Here is a 24,501-nt window from a genome sequence, read left to right on the forward strand (position 1 = left end):
ATATTTTTAAAATTTAGGACAAGGGACTTTGAATCCTTTAAAGTTATTATGTCTGTAGATTAATGAAATCTCGTAAGTTCTTGGCGTTGAACTTAAAACTCGGCTACCATAAACTGTGTAATTTACACCAGCACTGATGTTTCCAAATCCAATTCCTAAATATGGATAGTAAGATGATTCATTAAATTTATACCACAAGCCAGCATTTAATTTAATTTTAGTTTGTTCGTTAGGTTTAAAACCGACAACTGCTCCTGCTAATTTATCATTGATGTTTCCTTGCTTATTGTATATGGCGGTAAAATTTAAATCAACATAGTTGCTTAATAAATAAAGCATGCCAAAGTTTACTGTTTTGCGAGAAGGCAAAGCATCTTTATTTGTTCCGAGAAGTGTTTCTACGGGTTTTGTGAGGTGATATTGTGCATAACCAGCCACAACACTAAATCTCTCGAAAGTTGCAGAAAAATTTGCACCCACATTTAAATCAAAATAAGATGTTTTATCATTTTCTAAATTAAGATAGTTTGGCATCGAAGAATCGAAACCGCTCCCATTATATTGAGATGCAAAAGTTAATTTGTTGTAATCTAAAAATCGTGAAACATAAGAGATTTGTGGAGCCAAGCCGAATTTAAAACGATGATGAGCATCTAAATATTGATAATATGAAGCACTAGCACTAATGTATTGTGATTTTAGTGCTTTATTAAATGATTCATCAAAAAGCCCACTTAAACCAATAGAAATTACACTATTCGTGAAATTTTCATCCGCAATTAATTTTACATCTCCTGAAATACTGTAAGTATTGTATGGGTCGCCTAAATTACCCCATTGCTGCCTTGTATTTAATGCAATACGGTAATCTCCATCAAAAAAACCAGTAAATGCTGGATTTAAAGTTAATGGCGCAGCAAAATATTGCGAAAATTTAGGATCTTGTGCTGAACAGTATGTCGTTATAAAGCACAAAATGAAAAAAGCTAGTTTTTTGTACATTATAATATTAATATCGTTTTACCTTTTGATTGAAATTTCCCACCTAAAGTATCTAAACCTTCTGCAAACCAAGAGAAAGTTTCCATTGGCTGCATTTTACTTTTAAATTGTCCATCCCACCCAGTTGATAGCATACTATCAGTTTGATAAACTAAAATACCCCACTTGTTGTAAACTTTGAAGCTGTTAAGTTTTTGTATACTAGTATAAAATGGATAAAGTAGATTATTGGTAGATTTTTGTGGCGTAAAGGCAGTTGGCACAATTATCTTGGGTGCTGGTAAAATGGTTAATTCTAATGATGCAGTAATGGTACATCCATTTTCGCTTTCTAATGAAATATAATAAATTCCGGCCTTGTTAACTTTGGTTGCATCTGGTACTTGTTTTGTAAGTGCATCATCTAAATAATAGCGAATCTTAAGATAACCCGTACTTCCTTTTACTACCTCTGGTGAGGTTAAGTCAATATAGTCGTAATCGAAAATTGGTTTAGGCTTATTTAATACAATTACTGGCAAGGGATTAATGGTAACACTAATCTTGTTAGACACAAAACAACCATTTTCATTGGTAATTTTAACATAATAAATACCTGTTTTAGCTACTTGCGAAGGTTGAAGAAGTTTATTGCTTAAATTAATATCGGTATAATATGAGTAAGTTACGTTTGCTGTTGTGCCCGAGTATAGTGTTAAATCTGTTATATCAACAGTTGAGGGGTAACAAACTGGTAAAGGATCTTTTAAAACCAATATTGGCAAATCGCTTACAACAACGTTAATTTTATCGGTAACAATACAACCTAAAGCATTTGTTGCCTTAATGTAGTAAGTACCTGTTTTCTCAATTTTTGTTGGGTCAGGTATTTTCAGTTCTAATGATGAATCTGAATAAAATTCGTATGCTAAATCGCTATCGCTACCTGCAAAATTAGCAGCTGCTGTAATATCTACTTTTTCAGGATAGCAAACACTTTTAGGATTTGTTATTTTTAAAGTCGGTTTCTTATTTACAACAACATCAATCGGCAAAATTTTAACACATCCTAAACTATTGCTTAGTTTCGTGTAAAATCTTCCGCTGGTATTAATTCTATTTGGGTTAGATAGTACTTTCGTTGCTAGCGAATCTGCAAAATATGACTTGGTTATATCCGTCAAATCGCCAACATATATATCATTTTGTGTAATATCTACTGTTTGGGTATAACAAACTTGTGCAGGGTTTTTTACAACAAAATTTGCAATGTCAAATATCGACATATCAATAATACTCACGCTCTCACAGCCTTTATAGTTTGTAGCTTTTACATAATAGGTTTTATTTGTATTGATCTTAGCCATTCCTGTAATTGGCATGGTTAAATCTTTATCTTCAAAAGCAAAATAGCTAAAATCGGCATTTCTATTGAGTACATAATCATCAGATGTTAAGTCTACTGGCGTACCCTTGCATACTGTGTTCTTTGGTAAGAGCTGTAGCTGATAATCTACAGCCATTACAGTAGCACTTAATGTACTCGGACAGCCGAAGCCTGTAAAAGGAATTAAATCAAGAATAATTTTTGTTCCATCTGGTGGCGTTGGTTTAATTTTAACAGCTTGCCCGGTTCCATATTTAATAGTTCTATCTCCATTATACCAATTGTAAGTTTGAAAACCACTTGGCCCCGAAACATTTAGCTCTTCTGAGCTTTTGCAATAGGTATTACCAACAATTAAATCGCCACAAAGATTATTTACATCCACATATGCGTAACCAAAATGCCCACCTAAAGTACAATCTCCGGTTATAAATTCTAATAAAACTTGTTTGCCTTGGTAACCAGATAAATTTATGGTTACAGGTGTCCATTCTTTATAAATTACGGTACTGCTAATTTGTGATTTTTTAAAACCTGGTAGTGTAGATGTTGCAATATAATCGAAAGAGGCACAAGGAATATATAGACCTGTCTCTAAATCTTTTACCTTAGCGGTAAAACGTGGTTGTTCTATAACTTGATGATTTGGATCTTCAAATACTACAGCATATTGATAAGTTAAAGTAAATTCGGGTCTGTTAGAAGGGATGTTAATTAAATAGGAAATTGCTTCAGCCTGACTACCAGTGCCATTATTACCAAGTTTAACTATGTAATTACCGCCGTTTTTTGGCACAATTGTAAATTTGCCGTATTCATCTATAACAGCTTTATTATTCTGCAGAGTATGCCTTCCTGAAACTGGCGAAGTAGTTTCGATTAAATTTATTCCTGAGGTAGTTATGCTGCCGGTATAAGTCTTCCAGTTCTTGAAAGTGCCGTTTTCAAAACCAATATTTTCAGGACACAATTGAGCTTTTAAGTTTGATGTCATAGCAATACTTGCCACAATTAGCATCAGAGTTAATTTATAAATCAATTTAGGGAATGATTTTAAAATAGTTTACTAAGTAAAAGTATAGATTTATGTTATTTGACTATTATCCTTTACTCCTACAGTGTTTAAATTTTACACGAAAGCAATTCATTTCCCCAGAAAAAGCATGATATTTAAGTATTTAAATTGCTGTTAATCAATTTTTTAAATGCTATTTTTGATTAAAGAAATGGTGATAACAACTGCAGTAGATATTTACACGAAAATTATTCATTTTAAGGAGCAGTTTCATCCTATTGAAACAATTTATTCCAATTACTGTTAATCTTTTTCAATACAAGTAATTATGGAAAAGCTATATTCAGCTGAAGTTACAGCTACCGGAGGAAGAGATGGACACATTAAATCAAGTGATGGTCAATTAGATTTAGAAATTAGAAAACCAAAAGAATTAGGTGGTCAAGGCGGGGCTACCAATCCTGAACAGTTGTTTGCAGCAGCCTGGGGACCGTGTTATTTAGGTGCTTTAGGCTCCATTGCAGAGCGTGAGGGAGTGGATGTTAGCGAAGCTAATGTTAATGTTATTGTTTCATTTAATAAAGATGGAAATGCATTTGTTCTTTCAGCCGATTTAGATGTACATATTCCAGGCATATCGCATGAAGAAGCTCAATCGCTGGCAGAAAAAGCACATAAAGCTTGCCCGTATTCTAAAGCTACAAGAGGCAATATAGACGTTAGAATCACAGCAATATAAAGTTTGTTCGAAAAAGCGGGTTCAAATAACCCGCTTTTTTAATGAATTAAATTTTGAATATTTTCTTTTAAAATATAAATTGTTGAAGGCTGCCCTTTCTCATACTCTAAATACTATTAGTGTTTCTTAACAAGAATCAAGTTTTTTTATTTGCCACTTTCGATTTCGTTTGTACATTTGCAGCGAAATACTAATGCTAAAAAGAACCCTTATATTTTTTCTTGTAATCTGTACAATTTCAAATTGCTACATGCAGTTGATTGTGTATTCGGGTTATCAAATGAATAAGGAATATATTACTTCTGTATTTTGTATTAACAAAGCGCATCCGGAGTTGCATTGCGATGGGCAATGTTTCTTAGCTAAAAAGCTGAAGGATTTGGATGGCAAGAATAAACAAACTCAGGATAATTTAAAAAGAGTTATTGAGGCTGAACCAGAATTTCAAGTTATAATCATCAATCATAATATTCCCTATTTCATTATCAAATCAGAAAGTGGTTATTTAGAAAAACCTATCAAAGATCTTTCGATTTCAATTTTTCATCCGCCAAAATTGGCTTAAGTAAAATTTACTCTACTACCGTCACCCTGAATTTATTTCAGGGTCTTTAATGTTATTTTTTTTTGCAGCTAAGGTGCTGAACTAAATTCAGCATGACGGGCGTATTATCATATTTCGTGAATTGACGAAATGTGATTCCATAATCAGTTTCTTACTTATTCAATTTTTCTTAAAATGAAATTATCAAAATACTTATTGGCATTATTATGCCCTATTATACTTTTATCATCATGTAAAAAAGACTCGGACGAAATTGCCTCAGACACAAAATCTAGCTTTACCTTAGAATTCGAACATCAGGTAAATGGTGCGGCATTAGCGTTAAATACCACAACATACAAAAATGCAAAAGGCGAAGATTTTAAAATTAATGTCTTCAAATATTATGTAAGTAATGTTAAATTAAGCAAAGCCGATGGAACAACTTATCTCATACCAGAAAGTTATTTCCTTATTGATGAATCTAAGCCTACGTCGAAACTGATAACAATAAATGATGTTCCAACAGGCGATTACACAAAAATAGAATATACGATTGGAGTAGATTATGCCCGTAACTTTGCTGGTGCACAAACAGGTGCTTTAGACCCAATTAATGGAATGTTCTGGACTTGGAACAGCGGTTATATTTTTGTGAAATTAGAAGGAACTTCACCTCAATCTACAGCGGCTAACAATGCGTTAACTTTTCATATTGGTGGCGTAATCGACCCAAATAACCCTATCAGAACTTATTCTACCGAAATTAATTCGGCTAATCCGTTAAGAATTAGAACGGATTCAAAACCAGATATGCATTTTATAGTAAACGCAGCATCGTTATTTACTGGTGTAACTGACGTCAGTTTTGCGAGCTTAAATTTTACAATGGGAGGTGCCAATTCGGTAATTGTAGCTAACAATTATGCAAAAGGTTTATTCCGTTTAGACCACATTCACAACTAATATGTGGCGAAAATTAATCGTCTTCGCAATGCTTTTTTTAAGCATTGCGTTGATGTATGCCTGCAGTAAAAATGAAGATGAAATAACACCAGAAGAAAAGCTAATTACTTTTTCAGTTCCGTCTAACTTCCCTGCACCAGCATACAATTTCGAAGAAAACAAACTTAGTAATGCGGGCTTTGCTTTAGGCAAAAAGCTATTTTATGATGCTCGTTTATCGGCTGATAAAAGCGTTTCGTGCGGAAGTTGCCATCAGCAATTTGCTGCTTTTGCCAATCTCGACCATAAGGTTAGTCACGGTGTAGATAATTGCCAGGGAAAAAGAAATGCTCCACCCCTTTTTAATTTGGCTTGGCAAAAAGCTTTCTTTTGGGATGGAGGTGTTAAAAATCTCGAAACTTCACCACTCAATGCCATTACCGATGCCTGTGAAATGGGAACTAATATCGAAAGCATTATTGCATTTTTGAAAAGTACAGGACCTTATCCTGAAATGTTTAAGCAGGCTTTTGGTTCTACAGAAATCAATTCTCAGTTGCTTTTAAAATCGTTGACTCAATTTATGGGCGTTTTGGTTTCAGGTAATTCTAAATATGATAAAGTCATGCGGAAAGAAGGCGGAATTTCTTTCTCAACAGAAGAACAAGCAGGTTACACACTTTTTAAAGCAAACTGTGTTTCTTGCCATTCTGAACCATTTTTTACAGACTTTTCTTATCGTAGCAATGGTTTGGATTTGGTAAGTATAGATGAAGGGCGTTCGCACATTACAGGAGTGCATAGCGATTTTGGGAAATTTCGTGTTCCCACATTGCGCAACATCGAATATACTGGCCCTTATATGCACGATGGCCGTTTTTACAATTTAGACGAAGTTTTAGAGCATTACAATTCTGGTGTAAAAGCCCCTGAAAATTTAGATTCTACACTAAAAAACGGAATCCAGTTAAACAGTTCGGAAAGAACTCAAATCAAAGCATTTTTAAAAACATTAACAGACAATGAATTTATCAAAAATACATTATATAGCGAATCGTAAATTATTCATAATAGTGCTTCTATTAATCAGCAGCAATGTTTTTGCTTGCGATATTTGTGGTTGTTTTATGGGCATTACACCTTACTATAATCGAAATAGCGTCAGTGTATTGTATCGTTACCGTTCATTTAATGGTTACGATGGTCAATCACATTCTATATTCCCAAGTGGCGGAAAGTTTTTCATCCCGGCAAGAAGTCAGAATGCGCCAATAACAGGGCATGCTGGTAATCCTGATGATTATGAATTGTATCGTTCTATGGAAATTAGAGGGAAATATTTTATCAATAGTAAATTAGAAATCAATGCAATATTGCCTTATGTTTCAAACAGCGAACGCTATAATGGCTATACCTCAACTGTAAGCGGAGTTGGCGATATTAATCTTTACGCTGGTTATCACTTAGTTCAAAAATTAGAAGATAATTTTAAACAGCAGCTTATAGCAGGTGCAGGAATTAAACTTCCGACGGGAAAAAACGATTTCAAAAATAGTGCTGGTATTCGCTATTCATCTTTACAACAAGCCGGAACCGGAAGTACTGACGGATTTGTTTACTTAAACTACATGGTTGGCCTAGGCAAATTTGGTGCAAGCTTAAATACGTCATACAAAGTAAACGGAACTAATAATCGTGATGAGGGAATAGCAAACAGCACTACCAGTTTCCTAAATATTTTCTACACGCAACGAATTGGAAAAGATGTACAAGTAATGCCATCTGCACAGTTTTTTTATGAATATTCTGGCGGAGAAAAGTACAGCGGTGTAAAAACTGGCGAACACGTAATGAATAACTTAATGGGTGGTATTGGTGCGGATATTTTTTATAAAAACATTGCACTGAATATGGGTTTGCAAAAAAATATCTGGGAAGCTAAAACTGATCATCCTATGAGTGCTGGTAAAGTTTATGTTGGTATAACTTATAATTTTTAAATCGATGAAAAAGAAAATAACATTAATTTTTAGCGCACTAATATTGTTTTTATGCGCATGTAAAACCGAGCCTGATGCAAAAACCATTAAAACAGAGGTTTTAAATATCCATGATAAGTTAATGATTGATGGTGAAAAGGTAGTCAAAAATAGAATGAAGTTAGATACCCTACTCCTTTCTGAGAAATTGAAAAGCAGAACTGATTCATCAAAACAAAACATTAGTAATTTAATTAAAAAGTTAAATGAAGCAGATGAAAACATGATGGATTGGATGCACTTTTTTAAGGATGATTTCAAAGGAAAAACCGAAAAAGAAGATTTAGATTACTACAAATCGCAAATGATTAAAATTCGTGAAGTTGAAGACAGTTACATTAAAGTGATTCGTGAATCGGATTCTGTTTTAAAAGTTTACAATATCAATTCAGCTGAAAAGATGGAAATGTCTAATCATAAACATTAATAAAATGAGAAAAATAAGTCTAGGAATAATCCTAATAGGATTAACTGTGTTAAATTTAAAAGCAAACGCAAGCTCCAAAATTGATAATGAAAAGGTATTTATCGACTCACTACAGAAAAAGGTAGTTGACCCTGTTTGCAAAATGAAAATAAAATCTACGGGAGCGAAAAACAACCATTATAAAAAGGTTACTTATTATTTTTGTTCTGAAAGCTGTAGGCAAAAGTTTATAGCAGAACCTGAGAAATACATTAAAGAGTAAGAACCATTTTTACTATCGTCTAGGCTGTCTCATAATTAATTTTGAAACTTTGTTAGTGGAATAATATCTTGAGTTGTCGTCACTCCCGTGAAAACGGGAATTGTAAAGCGCTAGAAAGGAAACATTATATATGCCTGCGAAAGCATTAAGATGCCCAATCAAGTTGAGCATGACGTAACGCCAATAGCAGCATGACGACACACCACGTCATTCTCGTGAAAACGGGAATCGTAAATCGATAGAAAGGTTATGAAATAAAAGCCTATTAAAGCTTCAAGATGCCCATTAAACTGAGTATGACAATACAGCAGAATTTGATTCCACTAGAATTTTTTTACTAATTATTATGATAAAGTTTGATTTGTTGTAATAAAGATGCTGAAATGAATTCAGCATGACGAAAGCCAAAACATTTAATTGCCATCTGCCAATCAGAGGCGTATATTTACACTTTAATAAAAAATCATGAATAAAATTATTTCATCAATAGCAATTTGCCTGATATCTATTACCATACTTTCTTCTTGTAAGCAAGAAAAGAAACTTCCTTTTTACGGCGAGCGCCATGCAGAAACAATTAAAGATGCAGCGGGTATAGAAAAGATTGATACCGTTTATCAAACGATTCCGAATTGGGCCTTTTTAAATCAAGATAGCGTTTTAACCACAAACAAAATAACCGATGGTAAAGTGTATGTAGCCGATTTCTTTTTCACTTCTTGCACTACAATTTGCCCAACTATGCATCGTAATTTAATGACGGTTTATAACGATTTTAAAACCAATCCTGATGTAATGTTTATTTCGCACACCATCGATTTTAAATACGATAAACCATCTGTTCTAAAAAAATATGCTGCCAAATTGGGTGTTGATGATGCTAAATGGCAATTTCTTTATGGTAGTAAAGATAGTGTCTACACTTTAGCCGAGAAAAACTATCTGGTTGCTGTTGGCGAAGACAGCACTGCAAAAGATGGTTATATTCACCAGGGTTATTTGGTTTTAATTGATAAAGACAGAAGAATTCGTGGTGCTTATGATGGAACCAAAGAAGACCAGGTTGAACAGTTAAAAAAAGATATCCCGGTTTTATTAGCTGAATATAAAAAGTAAAAATTTAACCACGGAAATAGGGAAAGTACGGAAAAATAGAATTTTTAATTCCGAGTAATCTGTATTTCCGTGGTAAACAAACAAAACTTCAATGCGCAAATACATCATCACTTCTATCTTTTTATTCGCTGTAATAGCAATTGTCGTTTCCTGCCAAAGCCAGCAAGAAATTGATTATCAAAATTATATGTCTAACGGAAAAGATATTTACAAAGCTAAATGTCAAAATTGCCACGGCGAAAATGGCGAAGGATTAGGTCAGCTTGCTCCTCCATTAACCGATTCAGTATTTTTAAAAACCAATAAAACCAGATTGGCGTGCATTATTAAAAATGGCGCAAACGAAACTTTTGTAATTCATCTTAAAGAATACAAAGAAAAAATGCCTGCCTTCCCTGAATTAGCTGATATAGATGTGGCTCAGGTAATGGTTTTTGTTACTAATTCTTTTGGCAATAAACAGGGATTCGTGCCCTATACAGAAGTTTCCACACAACTTCAAAATTGTAAATAAGGGTAAAAAATGTTTGAGTTTTTTGTGTCTTTGTGGTTTAAAACAAGCATCTTTGCACAAAATGCAGGTTGTTCTATCGCTGTTTCGAGTAAAATCGAGAGAGAGGAAAGTCCGGGCAACGTAGGGCATCTCGCTTTCTAACGGAAAGGGATTTAGGAATGAAAACCTGAATTACGGATTAGTGCAACAGAAAATATACCACCCAACGTAAGTTGGGAAAGGGTGAAAACGTGCGGTAAGAGCGCACGAGCATTACAGGCGACTGTAGTGGTTTGTAAACCCCGAGAGTTGAAAGACCAAATAGGCTAACGCATGTAGGGCTGCCCGTCCGATGTTAGTGGGTAGGTCGTTAGAGGTAAACGGCAACGTTTACAGTGGATTAATGATAGAAATCTTGAGCAATCAGGAAACAGAACCCGGCTTATAGACCTGCATTTTTTTATATTTTGAAAAGCAATATTTTGTGTTTATTGGCTAAGGTAGTCCTGCTAACGTTTTAAACTTTTTATCAAAGTATTTCCACCTATATCAGGTTTAAACTTCAAAACCTGCAATCGATTAACTAATATCCCCTCAAAATTTCTAATTTAAATCAGTTAAAACCTTTTAGATAATTTTTGGTTTATAGCCTAAATCATTGTATAAAAAACTATACATTAATTAAAAAATAATATATTCGTACCTCAATTAGAATAAACAAATATAAATGGCCAAACTATTAATTATTGATGATGAGCGGGCAATAAGAAGCACCCTACGCGAAATCTTAGAGTACGAAAATTATGATGTTGAAGACATCGATAATGGTATCGATGGGCTTGAAATGATTAAAAAAGGTAATTTCGACCTTGTTCTTTGCGATATCAAGATGAATAAGATGGATGGTATGGAAGTGCTTGAGCAGGCGCAGATTATCAAACCGGATTTACCTTTCATTATGATTTCTGGTCACGGAACGGTTGAAACTGCTATAGAGGCTAGTAAAAAAGGAGCTTTTGATTTCATTTCTAAACCACCAGATTTAAATCGCCTGTTAATTACCGTTCGAAACGGCTTAGACCGTGGTAATTTAGTTACCGAAACCAAAGTTTTAAAACGCAAAGCGAGTAAAACCAGAGAAATTTTAGGTGAATCGGAAAGTATTTCAAAAATTAAGGAAACCATTGAACGCGTTGCACCAACTGAGGCTCGTGTTTTAATTACTGGCGCAAATGGTAGTGGAAAAGAATTGGTTGCCCGTTGGTTACATGAAAAATCTAACCGTGCGGATAGCCCTCTAATTGAAGTAAACTGTGCAGCAATTCCTTCAGAATTAATAGAAAGTGAATTGTTTGGTCACGAAAAAGGTTCATTTACCTCGGCTGTAAAACAACGCATCGGTAAGTTCGAATTGGCTAATGGTGGAACTTTATTTTTAGATGAGATTGGTGATATGAGCCTTTCTGCGCAAGCAAAAGTTTTACGGGCTTTACAAGAACATAAAATATCTCGTGTTGGTGGCGAAAAAGAAATAGATGTAAATGTTCGTGTTTTAGCAGCAACAAATAAAGATTTATTAAAAGAAATTGAAGACGGTAACTTCCGTATGGATTTGTATCACCGATTAAATGTAATAAATATTCATGTTCCGCATTTAACAGAACGTACTGACGATATTCCTGTTATTGCACAGAACTTTTTAGAGAATATTTGTAGTGACTATGGCATGCCAGTTAAAAAGATTAATGATAGCGGTATGGCTGCTTTGCAAGCTTTACCATGGACGGGTAATGTACGTGAGCTACATAACATGATTGAGCGGTTAATTATTTTAAGCGATAGAGTTATCACAGAAAATGATGTTCGTGCTTTTGCAAATCCAGGTGGCGGAACTAATATTGGTGCTGCTACAAGTACACAAATTGCAAACGCAAGTGGTGGTTCTGGCATGTCTTCTTCTTTTGATAGTTTTAATAATTTTCAGGATTATAAAGACCATGCAGAAAAAGAATTCATCAAATTTAAGCTAGAGAAAAACAACTGGAATGTATCAAAAACTGCTGATGAAATTGATATTCAAAGAAGTCATTTATACAGTAAGATTGAGAAATTTGGTTTGAAAAGAGCTGACACCCCCTAACCCGCTAAAAAAGGGGGAACTTACAGGCAAATTGGAAATGCATATTGCTTGAGCACTATATAACAAGAAAAGCTGGAATATTCCAGCTTTTCTTGTTTATTAAAATTTTAAATCCACTGTATTTTAACTTTAGAAAGTCAAAAGCCCCTTTAGGGGTTGGGGGCTTTACCCCATATAATCGTTCTGTCTCATCAATAAAGCTCGGTACTTATTAAAAATTGCTGTTTTGGAAACGAAACCTTTATAACGATTTGCCTCATCAACAACAGGTAAAAGCCAAACATTGTCTTGCTCCATTTTTTGCAAAACCATTTTTAAATCATCATTTTCATTAATGGTATTTGGTGCAGGGTGAACTAAAACAGAGGCTGTAAGTTCTTCTTTTTGCGCATTACTTACTATTTCACTAAATAATTCTTCAATGTAGATAATCCCTTTGAAGTCTCCCAATTCATCTGTTACGGCACAAATATTTTTGTGCGACTGGATAATTTCATTCATTTTTGATGAAATCAAATCGTTCATATTTAATTGAGGATAAGTTTTCTCTATCAGATACTTTAACTTCATTTGATTTAAAACCGTTGTATCCTTATCCTCATGAGAAAGCAATTCACCCTTATCAGCCAATACTTTTGTATAAATAGAATGTTTTTGCGAGCTGCGATTAATCGCATAAGAAATAGCCGTAGTAATCATTAAAGGAACCATTAATATATAGCCACCAGTAATTTCTGCAATAAGAAAAATACCCGTTAGCGGTGCATGCATTATCGAACCTAATGCAGCGGCCATTCCTGCTACAATAAAGTTAGGAACGTTTAAATGTGCTAAACCAGATAGATTTACAGTATAAGCGAAGATGAAACCAATCAACCCGCCCATAATTAAACTTGGTGCAAATGTGCCACCATTGCCTCCAGCACCTAAAGTAATTAAGGTGGCCAACGATTTCATAAAAATTGTTACCACAGTAAATAGCACCACCAGAGCCGGAATGGTATTGTAATCTTCGAAAATACTATTGTTAATTACCGCAAGATAATCGCCTCTTAATAAATTTTTCATGGTAATGTAACCTTCGCCATAAAGTGTTGGAAAAAGAAACACTAAAAAGCCAAGTATTAAACCACCAACAATCACTTTGGTATATGGATGTTTAATTTTATAGAAAAATCCTTTTACAGCATAATTTGCCTTGGTGAAATAGATGGAGAACAATCCTATTAAACCCGCTAAAAGAATGTAATAAAATAACGCATTAACTTGCCAACCCTCTGTAACCAAGAAAAATAACTGTTGTGTATAAAATAGCCTTGCCACCACTGCTGCGGTTGCCGCCGATAATAATAATGGTATAAACGCCGGAATCGTGAATTCTGGCAATAAGATTTCTATTGCAAAAACAATTCCTGCTACAGGACTATTAAAAGCGCCTGCAATACCTGCGGCTGCTCCGCAAGCTACAAGCATGGTAATTTCTCGATAAGATAAACCTAAAAACCGCCCAAGATTTGAACCGATAGCCGAACCACTGGTTACAATTGGCGCTTCTAAACCAGTTGAACCACCGAAACCAACCGTAATTGCTGCGGTAATAATTTGAGAATAGATATTGTGTGCCTCTACCTTACTTGATTTTTTAGAAATCGCGTAAAGCAACGGCGTTAAACCAGTTTCAAATTTACTTTTCCTGATAAAATATTTGATATATAGAACCGTGAGGAAAATACCAATCATTGGGAAAATGAAATACACATAATATTTGTATTTCCAATGCCAATCTGATTGAAGAAATTCTTCAATATGGTGGGTTAAACTTTTTAAGGCGGCAGCGGCAAGTCCAGCTAAAATACCGACAATTACGGCGAGTATAACTAAGAAATTACGGTTTGATATTTTTGATTTTCTATATTGATTAATCTTATCAAGGTAATTTACAAAGCGGATATACATTCTATTGATTTTTTAATAGAGAGCGAATGTTCCAAATGTAGCTAAAAGTAAAGGTCTAGACAATATTTAATGCTTTTTTTAAGCATCAAATTTATCTAAAAGCTTAATTAGCGTAGCATAATCTTTTGGATATGGTGCATCGATAGCAATATCCTTATCATCCAAACCTTTAAAAATCAAATGCCTTGCATGCAATGCAAAACGTTTCATAATAGGCTGTTCTTCTTCGCCTTTGGTTAATTTATATCCACGTTTTATTGAAGAAAGAAAAACTGGTTTTCCTTTGTACATATCATCGCCAACAATTGCAGCACGTTGCGTAGCGAGGTGAATACGAATTTGATGCATTCGGCCTGTAATTGGCTTGCATTCTACTAAAGTATAGTGCTTATAATATTTTAATGAATCGAAAATAGTTTCTGCTCTTTTACCCTCTGCCCTATCGATGGTAACACTTTTATTTCCATCGTTTAAAATTGGTAAATCAACTACTAATTTATCAAAGATAACATGTCCATCAACTACAGCATGATAGGTTTTATCAACTTTTCTGCGCTCAAATTGCATTGATGCATGGCGATAGCCTTCTGGATTTTTCGCAATAATTAAAGCACCAGAAGTTTCCTTATCCAAACGGTGACAAACCTGTGCATCATCACTGTATTGTTTAGCTAAACGTAACACATTAGTTTCGCCAGAACCACCTCTTTCATCGAGAGATGCAAGAAATGGAGGTTTGTTAATTACAATAAAATCGTTGTCTTCGAAAAGAATAAGGTCTTTAAAATTTGGGTACTTCAAACTGTGCTGTTTTTAATGAGCCGCAAAAATACGGATTTTATTTTTATTGGTTTAGAATTAACAACAGATAAAAAGGATGAACACAGATATTTTGAACATAGTAATTCTGAAGGAAGTGAGTAAATCTGCAAGCTATAAAATACAAATCTCAATAACACCACAATAAAGCAGCCTTACAAAGCTATTATGTGTATTAGTTTTTTATTAGAGGATTTCTAAATGCACTCCGAATGGTAGTACATTTTTAATAAAAAACACAGATTAATCATCAGAAAAAAATCTGTGTTAATCTGTGCTCATTTTGTGGTAAAAATATTTTAAGAAAGCTCAAACTTATAACCAACTCCTTTTACGGTTGACACATAAGTTTCACCTAATTTTTCGCGTAACTTACGAATATGGACATCAATTGTTCTATTAGTTACTACAACAGAATCTTCCCAAATATTCTTAAGTATTGATTCGCGGGTGTAAACTTTACCAGGTTTTGAGGCTAAAAGATATAGCAGTTCAAACTCTTTCTTAGCTAAAACTACTTTATTTCCACCTTGAAAAACTAAATAAGCCTCACGGTCGATAACCAAATCACCAATTTCTAATTTGTTTTCAGAAACTTCTTCAGTACCAGAATTTCTTCTCAAAATGGCGTTAATACGGCTAACTAAGGCACGTGGTTTAATTGGTTTAGCAATGTAATCATCGGCACCAACATTAAAACCTGCAATTTCAGAGTATTCTTCGCTCCTAGCAGTTAAGAAAACCATAAATGTGTTTTTGAATTCAGGGATTGCACGCATTAAACGACAAGCCTCAATTCCATCCATCTTAGGCATCATAATATCCAGAATTATTAAATCGGGATGAACCTTTTTGGCAACAGTTATTCCCTCTTGACCATTAGAGGCTGTAAAAACCTGATAACCTTCTTTTTTTAGGTTATACTCAATTAACTCCAGAATATCTGGTTCATCATCAACAATTAATATTTTCTGACCTGCGTTGTTCATAGTTAAATATTTGTTACGAAAGTAGTGTCTCTGATGTAATTTTCAGTTAAGCCTAAGTTAAGAAATTGTTAATGACTTAAATTAGTTTAACATTGAGTTTCTTTTAACGTAACGTTTTTGCTAAAAAAGCTTCCAGTTCTTCGCCACGCAGGTTTTTGGCTACAATTTTCCCTGTTGGATCAATTAAATAAGAAGTTGGAATTGCTTGAACTTGGTATTTTTTAACCGTTTCTCCGTTAAAATCTTTCAATTCTGAAACATGTGTCCACATTAAACCATCTGCTTTTATAGCACCTAACCATGCAGCTTTATCCGTATCTAAAGAAATTCCTAAAATATCGAAGTTCTTTGTTTTATACTTATTGTAAACTTTAACAACATTTGGGTTTTCCTGGCGACAAGGCTGACACCAAGATGCCCAGAAATCTACAAGTACATATTTTCCTTTATAATCTGATAAACTCACAGGTTTACCATCGGCAGTATTAATCGTAAAGCCCGGAGCAACTTGTCCTACCTGAACGGTTTTTAACAATGCCATTTGCTTAACAAATGTATCTACAGTTGCGTTTCCTTTAATTTCTTCTTTAACTTCATCAGCAAATTTCACCAATTCTGCCTCAAACTCTTGCGGACTTAAAGTGTTCATTGCATAAAAACTAGCTAATGTACCTTTGTTATCTTTCGCAAATTTTAAGATTTGAGTATTTAATTGATTGATGTAAGATTCATATTGAGGCTTCATTTGCTCTAAAATTGCTGCTCTGTTTTGGGGTTGCGAGGCAACTTTCGTTTCAAAATCTGCTTGCAATTTTTCTACTTGCTTTGCAAAATTGTTTCTGATAGCGTTTAATTCCGATAATTTTTCGACTTCGTTAGCACCAGAAATTTTATATGCCATCGTTTTATCAGCTAAATCCGCCTCAACTTTAATTTCATCTCCATTTTTTGCGATGAGCATAAATTCGTGATTACCAATTGATACCCTGAAAAAATCTACAGATGGTGTTTTACGAATAAATTTGAATTCTCCTTTTTCTGATAAATTGGTAGAATCAACAGCAACCATTTGGCTACTTTGCATTCCATATAGGTAAACTTTCTTTTCGGTTCCTGGATTTTGGAAAGTGCCATCAATAGTAAAACTATCTTTTGGTTTACATGCTGTAAAAGCAATCGCGATAAGTACGATAAGGCTTAAGTTTTTTATTTTCATTATTTTAATTTTTCAAGTATCAATTCATTTAATTTTTTAGCATCTGCCTTGCCTTTGGCTAATTTCATTACATCGCCAACAAACAAACCTAAAACGCCTTTTTTACCTTTTTTATATGCTTCCACTTGCGCAGGATACTTATTCAACACTTCATCAATAAAACCACCTAATTCATCACTATTTTCAGAAATTAAAAGATTTAAAGATTGTGCTAAATCGGCAACTTTTGCATGCCCCTGTTCTTCAACAGCTGGTAATAATTGTTGTATGGCAATATGTTGTGTTAACTTTTTATCATCAACCAAATTAATGGTTTCAGCAAGTTGTTCGGGCTTAACTTTATAATCTCCAATTGTAACTGCTTTTTCGCTTAGCACAGCTCTAATTGGTCCAATTAACCAATTAATTAATGTTTTCTTTGTGTTTACAATTGGTAAAGCTTTATTAAAATAGTTAAGCAAATCTAAATCTTCGGCAAATAAAGATGCATCAGCTTTGCTTATACCAAATTCGGCTACCATTTGTTTAGAAATTTCGTTTGGTAAAGGGGGCATCAAAGATTTTATTTCAGCCAACCAATCATCAGAAATATAAATGGGCTGCAAATCTGGGTCAGAGAAATAGCGGTAATCGTTTGCCTCTTCTTTAGTTCGCATTGGCGATGTTGTACCTTTATCTGCATCGAAATTCAAAGTACTTTGGATAATTCTACCGCCGTTAGAAATCACTTCGACCTGTCTGCCAAATTCAAATTCCATAGCTCTACGTACATTACGCATCGAGTTTAGGTTTTTTACTTCGCAACGTGTTCCAAATTCTTTAGTTCCATTTTTGCGGATAGAAATATTTGCATCGCAACGCAAACTTCCCTCTTCCATGTTTCCATCGCTCACATTTAAGTGGCGAACCAACTTTCTAATTTCACTTAATAGAGCAGATGCCTCTTCTGCACTGCGAATATCTGGTTCGGTTACAATTTCAATTAACGGCACTCCGGCACGGTTTAAATCAACTAACGAATAATTATCATCTTGATCGTGAATACTTTTACCAGCATCTTCTTCTAAATGAATACGATTGATTCCTATTTTTTTAACCGAACCATCTCCAAGTTGAACTTCTAAAAATCCGTTAATACAAATCGGCTGATTATCTTGTGTAATTTGATATCCCTTTGGTAAATCTGCGTAGAAATAATTCTTCCTATCAAAATGGTTAATTTGATTGATACTACAGTTTAAAGCTAAACCAATGCGAATCGCTTTAGCTACAACTTCTTTATTCAATTTTGGTAAAGCACCAGGCAAAGCAAGTGATACTGTAGATATATTTTGATTGGGCAAAGCGCCAAAGGATGCACTATCGGCAGAGAATATTTTGGTATTGGTATTTAACTGAACATGTATTTCCAGTCCTGAAACGAGTTCGTAATTGTTTTCGGTTGTACCTAAACTCATATAAAAATGATGCCTTAAAGTGTATTGTGCTGGCAAATATAGTTAAAGAATGTTAAAACGAATTACCACAATTAAACTACTGTGTAATGCTTGTGTCTATTTCAATAATTAACACACACAAGAAACCTTAAATTAAAAAGTTATGAAAAAGTTAGTATTATTTGCTGCAGTTCTGATGGTTTCATTATTCAGCATAAACAATGCAAAAGCACAAGTTAGTTTAAACATAAATATTGGCTCACAGCCAGTTTGGGGACCAACAGGTTACGACCATGTAGATTATTATTACTTCCCGGATATTAATGCCTACTACTACGTTCCTTCGGGTCAGTATATTTACTCAAATGGCGGTCGTTGGATTTGGGCAAATAGTTTGCCAGGTCAGTATGGTAACTTCGATTTATATCGTTCATATAAAGTTGTTGTAAACAAGCCAAAACCATATTTGCAAAATAATTATTATGTAACTCATTATGCCAGGTACAAAAACTATGGTGGCCGTCAAACTATAATAAGAGATAGCAGAGATACTAAATATTATGTTGTAAAAGGACATCCTAATTATAACGGCAACAAAACTGTAGTTGTAAACAACAATCGTCCTAACCGCAACCAAAAAACTGTGGTAAGGGTTAATCAAAACACAAGACCAAGTCAAAACAATGGTCGTGGCAATGATAAAGGAAACAACAATCGCCCGGAAAGAAACAATGGTCAGCGTGGTAACGAGCGCCACTAATAATATATTTAGTTGTGGTAAGGGAGCTTCAAAAGAGGCTCCCTTTTTTGTTGGCATTGGTTTTGAATATAATCTACAAACACATACAAACATGAAAAAAATATTTTTGATTGCCATGCTAATGGTTTCGTTAATCGGTATTAAAAACGCTAATGCCCAGTTAAATGTAAATGTTAATATTGGCTCCCAGCCTTTATGGGGACCAACAGGTTACGACCATGTAGATTATTATTATTTACCTGAAGTGGAAAGTTACTACAACGTACCCAAAAAGCAATTTGTTTACTTAAATGGAAACGATTGGGTTTTTGCGAACAATTTGCCACATCGGTATAGTAATTACGATTTATACAATGGTTATAAAGTTGTAATAAACTCTCCAAAGCCTTATTTAAATTTCAAAAATGATAAGGTAAAGTATGCCAAGTTTAAGGGAAAGAAAAATGAAATGATAATAAGAGATAGCCGCGACAGCAAATATTATGTTGTTAAAGGACATCCGCACGGTATGCCTCCTGGTCAAGCTAAGAAATTAAATGGTAAGGGGAATAAAGGACACGGCAAAGGTAAACACTAAATACTAAATTATTTTATAGAGGGAGTTTCGAAAGAGGCTCCCTTTTTTGTTACAATAAGTTTTTTGGCACAGCGTTTGAAATTACATCAATACACACAAATTAAATTTAGATTACTATGAAAAAGTTATTAATCATCTCCGCGATTGTAGGCATCGTTGCTTTAACATCAAATCAATCTAACGCTCAAGTAAGTTTAAATGTTAACATAGGTACTCAACCTACTTGGGTTCCGGCAGGTTATCAAAACGTTAACTATTATTATCTACCCGAAGTTCAATCGTATTATTACGTACCGCAAAGACAGTTTGTTTATTTAAGTGGTAACCGATGGACAAGATCTAGATATCTCCCAACTAGATATAGAGGATACGACTTAAATAGAGGCAGAAAAGTTGTTGTTTATGGAAACAGCCCGTATAGAAGTTACAATACGCACCGAGTTAGATATGCAACACATACCAATGTTTATAGGTCGTCTTATGGTGGTGGAAATAGAGTGAGATATAGTGCTCCAAGAAATAATTATAGATCACAAAGAATTGAAAAAAGGGGTCACGATTTTCGTGGACATGGTGGCGAGCACCATGATAGAGGTCATGGAAGAGGAAGACATTAACATAAAAAAAGAGGCTTTCGCCTCTTTTTTTATGTTTTAAAATTATTTAGTTTTCAAAATTTATTGCTTTTTGAAAAGCAATAGCAGTAATTCTTAGGTACAACCAGCCCCGCCCTCACTACAATCTTTTTCGAAACTTCTGTCATTCTGAGGAACGAAGAATCTGTTTCATCGCTTGCAGATTCTTCGTTCCTCAGAATGACAGCATATTTAAAGGTAAGTACAAAAAAGTATTTCCGCTAAGTCGGGTTTAAGTGGCTAAAACAGTAATGCTATCATCGAAAAACAAAATAACCTGGAAAAAAGTGGAGAAATCTTTAAAAGCAGTTTATCACAACTTTAAAAGATTTCTCCACTGCGGTCGAAATGACGATCGATTATACTTACAAGACTTTCATTAAAAAAGACTTGTCTTAACGCAAATAGCCAAGGTGCGTGTCTCCACGCACCTCTAAAAAATTACTGATGCGGAATAAAACCTTCTGCTTTTTCTAAAACAGTTTTCAAGCCATCTGAATTTTTACCACCTGCAGTAGCGTAAAAAGGTTGACCACCGCCACCACCTTGAATTTCTTTACCCAATTCTCGAACAATGTTCGACGCATTCATTCCATTTTTTACCAAATGTTCTGAAAGCATTACTGTAATTCCTGGTTTCCCATCGATTTCTGTAGTAAAAACAAGGAACAAATTATCAACCATATCTTTCAATGAGAATGCAAGGTTTTTAATCGCATCAGCACTTTTTAAATCGATATGTTTAGCAATTAAATTAATTCCATTTATGCCACGAACGTGATGAACGATTTCATGTTTCAAAGTATTCACACGTTCTAAAGTAGATTTTTCAATCTCTTTTTTCAGTTTTGCATTTTCATCAAGCAAAGCCTGAACCGACGCTGATAAATCTTTAGAACCGTTTAATAAGGTTTTTAAATGACCTAATTCTTTACGTTGATCTAAGAAATATGCTTCAGCTTTATCAGCAGTAATTGCCTCAATCCTTCGAACACCTGCTGCAACAGCACTTTCAGATACAATTTTGAAAGATCCTATTTGCCCAGTCGCTTTTACGTGTGTTCCACCGCAAAGTTCTTTGGAGAAATGGTCGTCGAATGTAATCATACGAACAAAATCTCCATATTTTTCGCCAAACAAAGCAGTAACACCGCTTTCTATAGCATCTTGATATGGCACATCTCTTTGCTCCTTTAACTTAATGTTTTGTCTGATTTTTTGATTTACAATTATCTCAATCTGAGCCAATTCTTCATCCGTAACCTTTGCAAAATGCGAAAAATCGAAACGTAAGTAATCAGCGTTTACCAACGAACCTTTTTGGTTTACGTGGTTACCTAAAACTTGTTTCATAGCAGCATGAAGCAAATGCGTAGCCGAGTGATTATCCTCTGTTAAGGTACGTTTGTCTTCATCTACAACTGCCCAAAATTTACCCTCCAAACTATCAGGAAGTATATCTGCAAAGTGAACCGTTAAACCATTCTCCTTTTTCGTATCGGTAATATCTACCCAAAACTGGCGACTATAGTCTTCTAAACGCCCGGTATCTCCTACCTGACCGCCACTTTCTGCATAAAAAGGTGTTTGGCGTAAAACAATTTGATATTGCTCTTTGCCTTTGGCTTTTACTTTACGGTATTTTAAAATTTCGGTTTCAATTTCTAATTCATCATAACCTACAAATTCGCTTTGTTCATCTGCGTTAACGATAACCCAATCGCCAGTATCAATGGCTGTTGCAGCACGAGAACGATTTTTTTGCTCGTCAAGAGCTTTATTGAATTCTTCTATATCAACAGATATTCCTTGTTCATTTGAAATAAGTTCAGTGAGGTCAATTGGAAATCCATAAGTGTCATTCAGTACGAATGCAGTTTCTCCTGAAATTTTTGATATTTCATTATATAGAATATCAAAAGATGCCTTATAATCAGTTATGTCCTTTATTTTTGGTAAAATTTTATATTCGTTAATCCCTCCCTGAGATGGCATTGTTATTTTACTAATTTCTAAAAGCATTTCATATACAGCAGAATTTACTTTATGTTCAAATATTGCATTTTGAGTTAAAGCAACATCATTTATATTTCTTGAAATTATAACGCTATTTTTTGCATTTAATTCATTTTGCAAACGTTTGATATATTCGATATTTCGTTGCAATAAAGAAATACCCTTATCCAAAGTCCTCAAAAACGAAATTTCCTCTTCTAAAACTACTTTCTGAACGAAATCCTGCTGAGAAATTAATTCATCGAAAACACCTTTAAATTGTTCAGCCAATAAAGGCACCAACTGATTTAAAAACGGCTCCTTAAAGTTTAAGAAAGTATAAGCATAACGTACCGCACGACGTAAAATTCTACGGATTACGTAACCAGCCTTATTATTTGATGGCAACTGACCATCGGAAATTACGAATGAAATCGCCCGAATATGATCGGCCATCACACGCATAGCGATGTCGGTTTTCTCCTCAGCACCATATTTAATTCCAGATTTTTCAGCAATGAACTGAATCATCGGCTGAAAAACATCTGTATCGTAATTAGAAGTTTTTCCTTGTAAAACACGCACCAAACGCTCAAAACCCATTCCGGTATCAACATGCTTTGCAGGTAAACTTTGCAATGAACCATCTTTTAAACGGTTAAACTGCATAAATACATTATTCCATATTTCGATAACCTGCGGATGGTCGGCATTTACCAAAGTAGCGCCATCAACGAGTCCTTTTTCTTCATCGGTACGGCAATCTACATGGATTTCAGAACACGGTCCGCATGGTCCTGTATCGCCCATTTCCCAGAAATTATCTTTCTTGTTTCCTGGTAAGATATGGCTTTCATCCACGTATTGTTTCCAAAGATCGTAAGCCTCCTGGTCTTTTTCTAAGCCTTCTTTTTCATCGCCTTCAAAATAAGTGACATATAATTTATCCTTCGGAATTTTATAAACTTCGGTTAGTAATTCCCAGCTCCAGGCAATGGCATCTTTCTTAAAATAATCGCCAAAGCTCCAATTACCCAGCATTTCGAACATGGTGTGGTGATAAGTATCGATACCAACCTCTTCTAAATCATTATGTTTTCCAGAAACACGTAAACAACGTTGAGTATCAGTAACACGGGCATATTTAATCGCGGCCTCGCCTAAAAACAAATCTTTAAATTGATTCATACCTGCGTTGGTAAACATCAAAGTTGGGTCGTTTTTAACTACGATTGGCGCTGAAGGAACAACGTGATGCTGTTTCGATTCAAAATAACTAAGGAATGCCTGTCTAATCTCTTTTGCTGTCATTACGTTTTAATAATTGAGCAACAAAATTAAAACTTTATTGCGTTAATAAGGAAAAATCGAGCTACATTTGAATACTTTAATTAATCGATGTAAAACCCTAATAATCAAGCACAAGTTATGCCGTATAAAGAAAGAGACATTAATAAAATGTATTATACCATGGGCGAAGTGACTGAAATGTTTAACGTAAACGCATCTCAAATACGCTTTTACGAAAAGGAATTCGATATTCTTCAACCTAAGAAAAACAAAAAAGGCAATCGTCTTTTCACTCCAGAAGACATAGAAAATCTAAAGATTATCTTCAATTTAGTTGATGAAAAAGGCTTTACTTTAAAAGGTGCTAAAGATTATTTGAAAAACAATAAAGGCGATGTTAAAGAAAATCAGAAAATTATTGATTCTTTAGAAAAACTGAAAGGATTTTTGGTTGGTTTGGCGCAGGAGTTGTAGTTAGTAAACTGATTTATTTTGTACCCTCTTCTAAAATGCTTTTTTGAAAGAATCACTAAAAGCAACTTCCATTATAACATTTTCTTTAACTGATTGATATCTGAAGAGAAATTAAGAGAATTATTTTTTTCAGCCTCTTTCGCAGCTTTTATATTTAATTCCATTACTGTCCGATAAAAATCAGGTTTGATAAAAATAGTTTATTTATTGATGAATATTTAGTGTTTTCTAAGCTTACTGAAAAATCAACCCCTACCCATCAAAGA

22 protein-coding genes and 1 other RNA gene are annotated in these 24,501 nt (G+C 34.3%); 15 read left to right on the top strand and 8 right to left on the bottom strand.

The features are described 5' to 3' along the window. Positions 1-6: 6 nt before the first annotated feature. Both ACFOUY_RS15565 and ACFOUY_RS15570 read right to left on the bottom strand, forming a co-directional pair. On the bottom strand, positions 7-1,002 hold the full coding sequence (locus ACFOUY_RS15565) for a PorP/SprF family type IX secretion system membrane protein (RefSeq protein WP_378961938.1): 996 nt from the start codon (positions 1,000-1,002) through the stop codon (positions 7-9). Continuing rightward, positions 1,002-3,386, bottom strand: a complete 2,385-nt coding sequence (locus ACFOUY_RS15570; RefSeq protein WP_378961939.1) for a hypothetical protein — start codon at positions 3,384-3,386, stop codon at positions 1,002-1,004. The genes ACFOUY_RS15565 and ACFOUY_RS15570 overlap by 1 nt, the downstream gene beginning before the upstream one ends. Positions 3,387-3,711: 325 nt before the next feature. Between ACFOUY_RS15570 and ACFOUY_RS15575 the strand changes: the two genes are divergently transcribed. The 11 genes from ACFOUY_RS15575 (at position 3,712) to ACFOUY_RS15625 (ending at position 12,088) form a co-directional block, all read left to right on the top strand. After that, positions 3,712-4,122, top strand: a complete 411-nt coding sequence (locus tag ACFOUY_RS15575) for an organic hydroperoxide resistance protein (protein WP_378961940.1) — start codon at positions 3,712-3,714, stop codon at positions 4,120-4,122. Between the two features lie 250 nt (positions 4,123-4,372). Beyond that, positions 4,373-4,687 carry a hypothetical protein gene (locus tag ACFOUY_RS15580; RefSeq protein WP_378961942.1) on the top strand — a complete coding sequence of 105 codons (315 nt, stop codon included), beginning with the start codon at positions 4,373-4,375 and terminating at the stop codon, positions 4,685-4,687. 174 nt (positions 4,688-4,861) lie between these two features. Beyond that, positions 4,862-5,632, top strand: coding sequence for an MbnP family protein (locus ACFOUY_RS15585; RefSeq protein ID WP_378961944.1), 771 nt, complete (start codon positions 4,862-4,864; stop codon positions 5,630-5,632). Positions 5,633-5,660: 28 nt separating this feature from the next. Further along, a complete protein-coding gene (locus tag ACFOUY_RS15590) occupies positions 5,661-6,671 on the top strand; it encodes a cytochrome-c peroxidase (RefSeq protein ID WP_378961946.1) in 1,011 nt (336 codons plus the stop codon). Between the two features lie 13 nt (positions 6,672-6,684). Beyond that, on the top strand, positions 6,685-7,611 hold the full coding sequence (locus ACFOUY_RS15595) for a transporter family protein (protein WP_378961947.1): 927 nt from the start codon (positions 6,685-6,687) through the stop codon (positions 7,609-7,611). A gap of 4 nt (positions 7,612-7,615) precedes the next feature. Then, positions 7,616-8,077, top strand: a complete 462-nt coding sequence (locus ACFOUY_RS15600; protein ID WP_378961949.1) for a hypothetical protein — start codon at positions 7,616-7,618, stop codon at positions 8,075-8,077. Positions 8,078-8,081: 4 nt separating this feature from the next. Continuing rightward, a complete protein-coding gene (locus tag ACFOUY_RS15605; RefSeq protein ID WP_378961951.1) occupies positions 8,082-8,339 on the top strand; it encodes a YHS domain-containing protein in 258 nt (85 codons plus the stop codon). 465 nt (positions 8,340-8,804) lie between these two features. Then, positions 8,805-9,455, top strand: a complete 651-nt coding sequence (locus ACFOUY_RS15610; RefSeq protein ID WP_378961953.1) for an SCO family protein — start codon at positions 8,805-8,807, stop codon at positions 9,453-9,455. Between the two features lie 91 nt (positions 9,456-9,546). Further along, positions 9,547-9,969 carry a c-type cytochrome gene (locus ACFOUY_RS15615; protein WP_378961955.1) on the top strand — a complete coding sequence of 141 codons (423 nt, stop codon included), beginning with the start codon at positions 9,547-9,549 and terminating at the stop codon, positions 9,967-9,969. 60 nt (positions 9,970-10,029) lie between these two features. After that, positions 10,030-10,409, top strand: an RNA gene (gene rnpB, locus ACFOUY_RS15620) — RNase P RNA component class A. A 266-nt stretch (positions 10,410-10,675) separates the two neighbouring features. Further along, positions 10,676-12,088 (top strand): sigma-54-dependent transcriptional regulator, encoded by a 1,413-nt coding sequence (locus ACFOUY_RS15625; protein WP_378961956.1) that lies wholly within the window; start codon positions 10,676-10,678, stop codon positions 12,086-12,088. Positions 12,089-12,253: 165 nt separating this feature from the next. Here ACFOUY_RS15625 and ACFOUY_RS15630 read toward each other — a convergent pair whose 3' ends face one another. The 5 genes from ACFOUY_RS15630 to gatB form a co-directional block, all read right to left on the bottom strand. Next, complete coding sequence (locus ACFOUY_RS15630; RefSeq protein ID WP_378961958.1) at positions 12,254-14,044, bottom strand: chloride channel protein; 1,791 nt, start codon at positions 14,042-14,044, stop codon at positions 12,254-12,256. A 78-nt stretch (positions 14,045-14,122) separates the two neighbouring features. After that, complete coding sequence (locus ACFOUY_RS15635; protein ID WP_378961960.1) at positions 14,123-14,845, bottom strand: RluA family pseudouridine synthase; 723 nt, start codon at positions 14,843-14,845, stop codon at positions 14,123-14,125. 317 nt (positions 14,846-15,162) lie between these two features. After that, positions 15,163-15,852 (bottom strand): response regulator transcription factor, encoded by a 690-nt coding sequence (locus ACFOUY_RS15640; protein ID WP_056870373.1) that lies wholly within the window; start codon positions 15,850-15,852, stop codon positions 15,163-15,165. Between the two features lie 103 nt (positions 15,853-15,955). After that, a complete protein-coding gene (locus ACFOUY_RS15645; RefSeq protein WP_378961962.1) occupies positions 15,956-17,068 on the bottom strand; it encodes a redoxin domain-containing protein in 1,113 nt (370 codons plus the stop codon). Further along, positions 17,068-18,525 carry an Asp-tRNA(Asn)/Glu-tRNA(Gln) amidotransferase subunit GatB gene (gatB, locus tag ACFOUY_RS15650; RefSeq protein WP_378961963.1) on the bottom strand — a complete coding sequence of 486 codons (1,458 nt, stop codon included), beginning with the start codon at positions 18,523-18,525 and terminating at the stop codon, positions 17,068-17,070. Before gatB ends, ACFOUY_RS15645 begins: the two co-directional genes overlap by 1 nt. A gap of 142 nt (positions 18,526-18,667) precedes the next feature. On the opposite strand from gatB, the gene ACFOUY_RS15655 reads away from it, so the two are divergent. The 3 genes from ACFOUY_RS15655 to ACFOUY_RS15665 all read left to right on the top strand — a co-directional run bounded on the left by ACFOUY_RS15655 (position 18,668) and on the right by ACFOUY_RS15665 (position 20,458). Next, positions 18,668-19,264: a hypothetical protein gene (locus ACFOUY_RS15655; RefSeq protein ID WP_378961965.1), complete on the top strand. Its 597-nt coding sequence runs from the start codon at positions 18,668-18,670 to the stop codon at positions 19,262-19,264. 91 nt (positions 19,265-19,355) lie between these two features. Next, the gene (locus ACFOUY_RS15660; protein ID WP_378961967.1) at positions 19,356-19,841 is read left to right on the top strand and encodes a hypothetical protein; all 486 of its coding nucleotides are present in this window, start codon (positions 19,356-19,358) and stop codon (positions 19,839-19,841) included. A 116-nt stretch (positions 19,842-19,957) separates the two neighbouring features. Continuing rightward, positions 19,958-20,458 (top strand): hypothetical protein, encoded by a 501-nt coding sequence (locus ACFOUY_RS15665; RefSeq protein WP_378961968.1) that lies wholly within the window; start codon positions 19,958-19,960, stop codon positions 20,456-20,458. A 459-nt stretch (positions 20,459-20,917) separates the two neighbouring features. Here ACFOUY_RS15665 and alaS read toward each other — a convergent pair whose 3' ends face one another. Next, complete coding sequence (alaS, locus tag ACFOUY_RS15670) at positions 20,918-23,782, bottom strand: alanine--tRNA ligase (RefSeq protein ID WP_378961969.1); 2,865 nt, start codon at positions 23,780-23,782, stop codon at positions 20,918-20,920. A gap of 117 nt (positions 23,783-23,899) precedes the next feature. On the opposite strand from alaS, the gene ACFOUY_RS15675 reads away from it, so the two are divergent. Continuing rightward, complete coding sequence (locus tag ACFOUY_RS15675) at positions 23,900-24,235, top strand: MerR family transcriptional regulator (RefSeq protein WP_378961970.1); 336 nt, start codon at positions 23,900-23,902, stop codon at positions 24,233-24,235. The last annotated feature ends 266 nt before the right edge of the window (positions 24,236-24,501 follow it).

It is taken from the genome of Pedobacter jamesrossensis (assembly GCF_042650905.1).
Taxonomy (GTDB): domain Bacteria; phylum Bacteroidota; class Bacteroidia; order Sphingobacteriales; family Sphingobacteriaceae; genus Pedobacter; species Pedobacter jamesrossensis.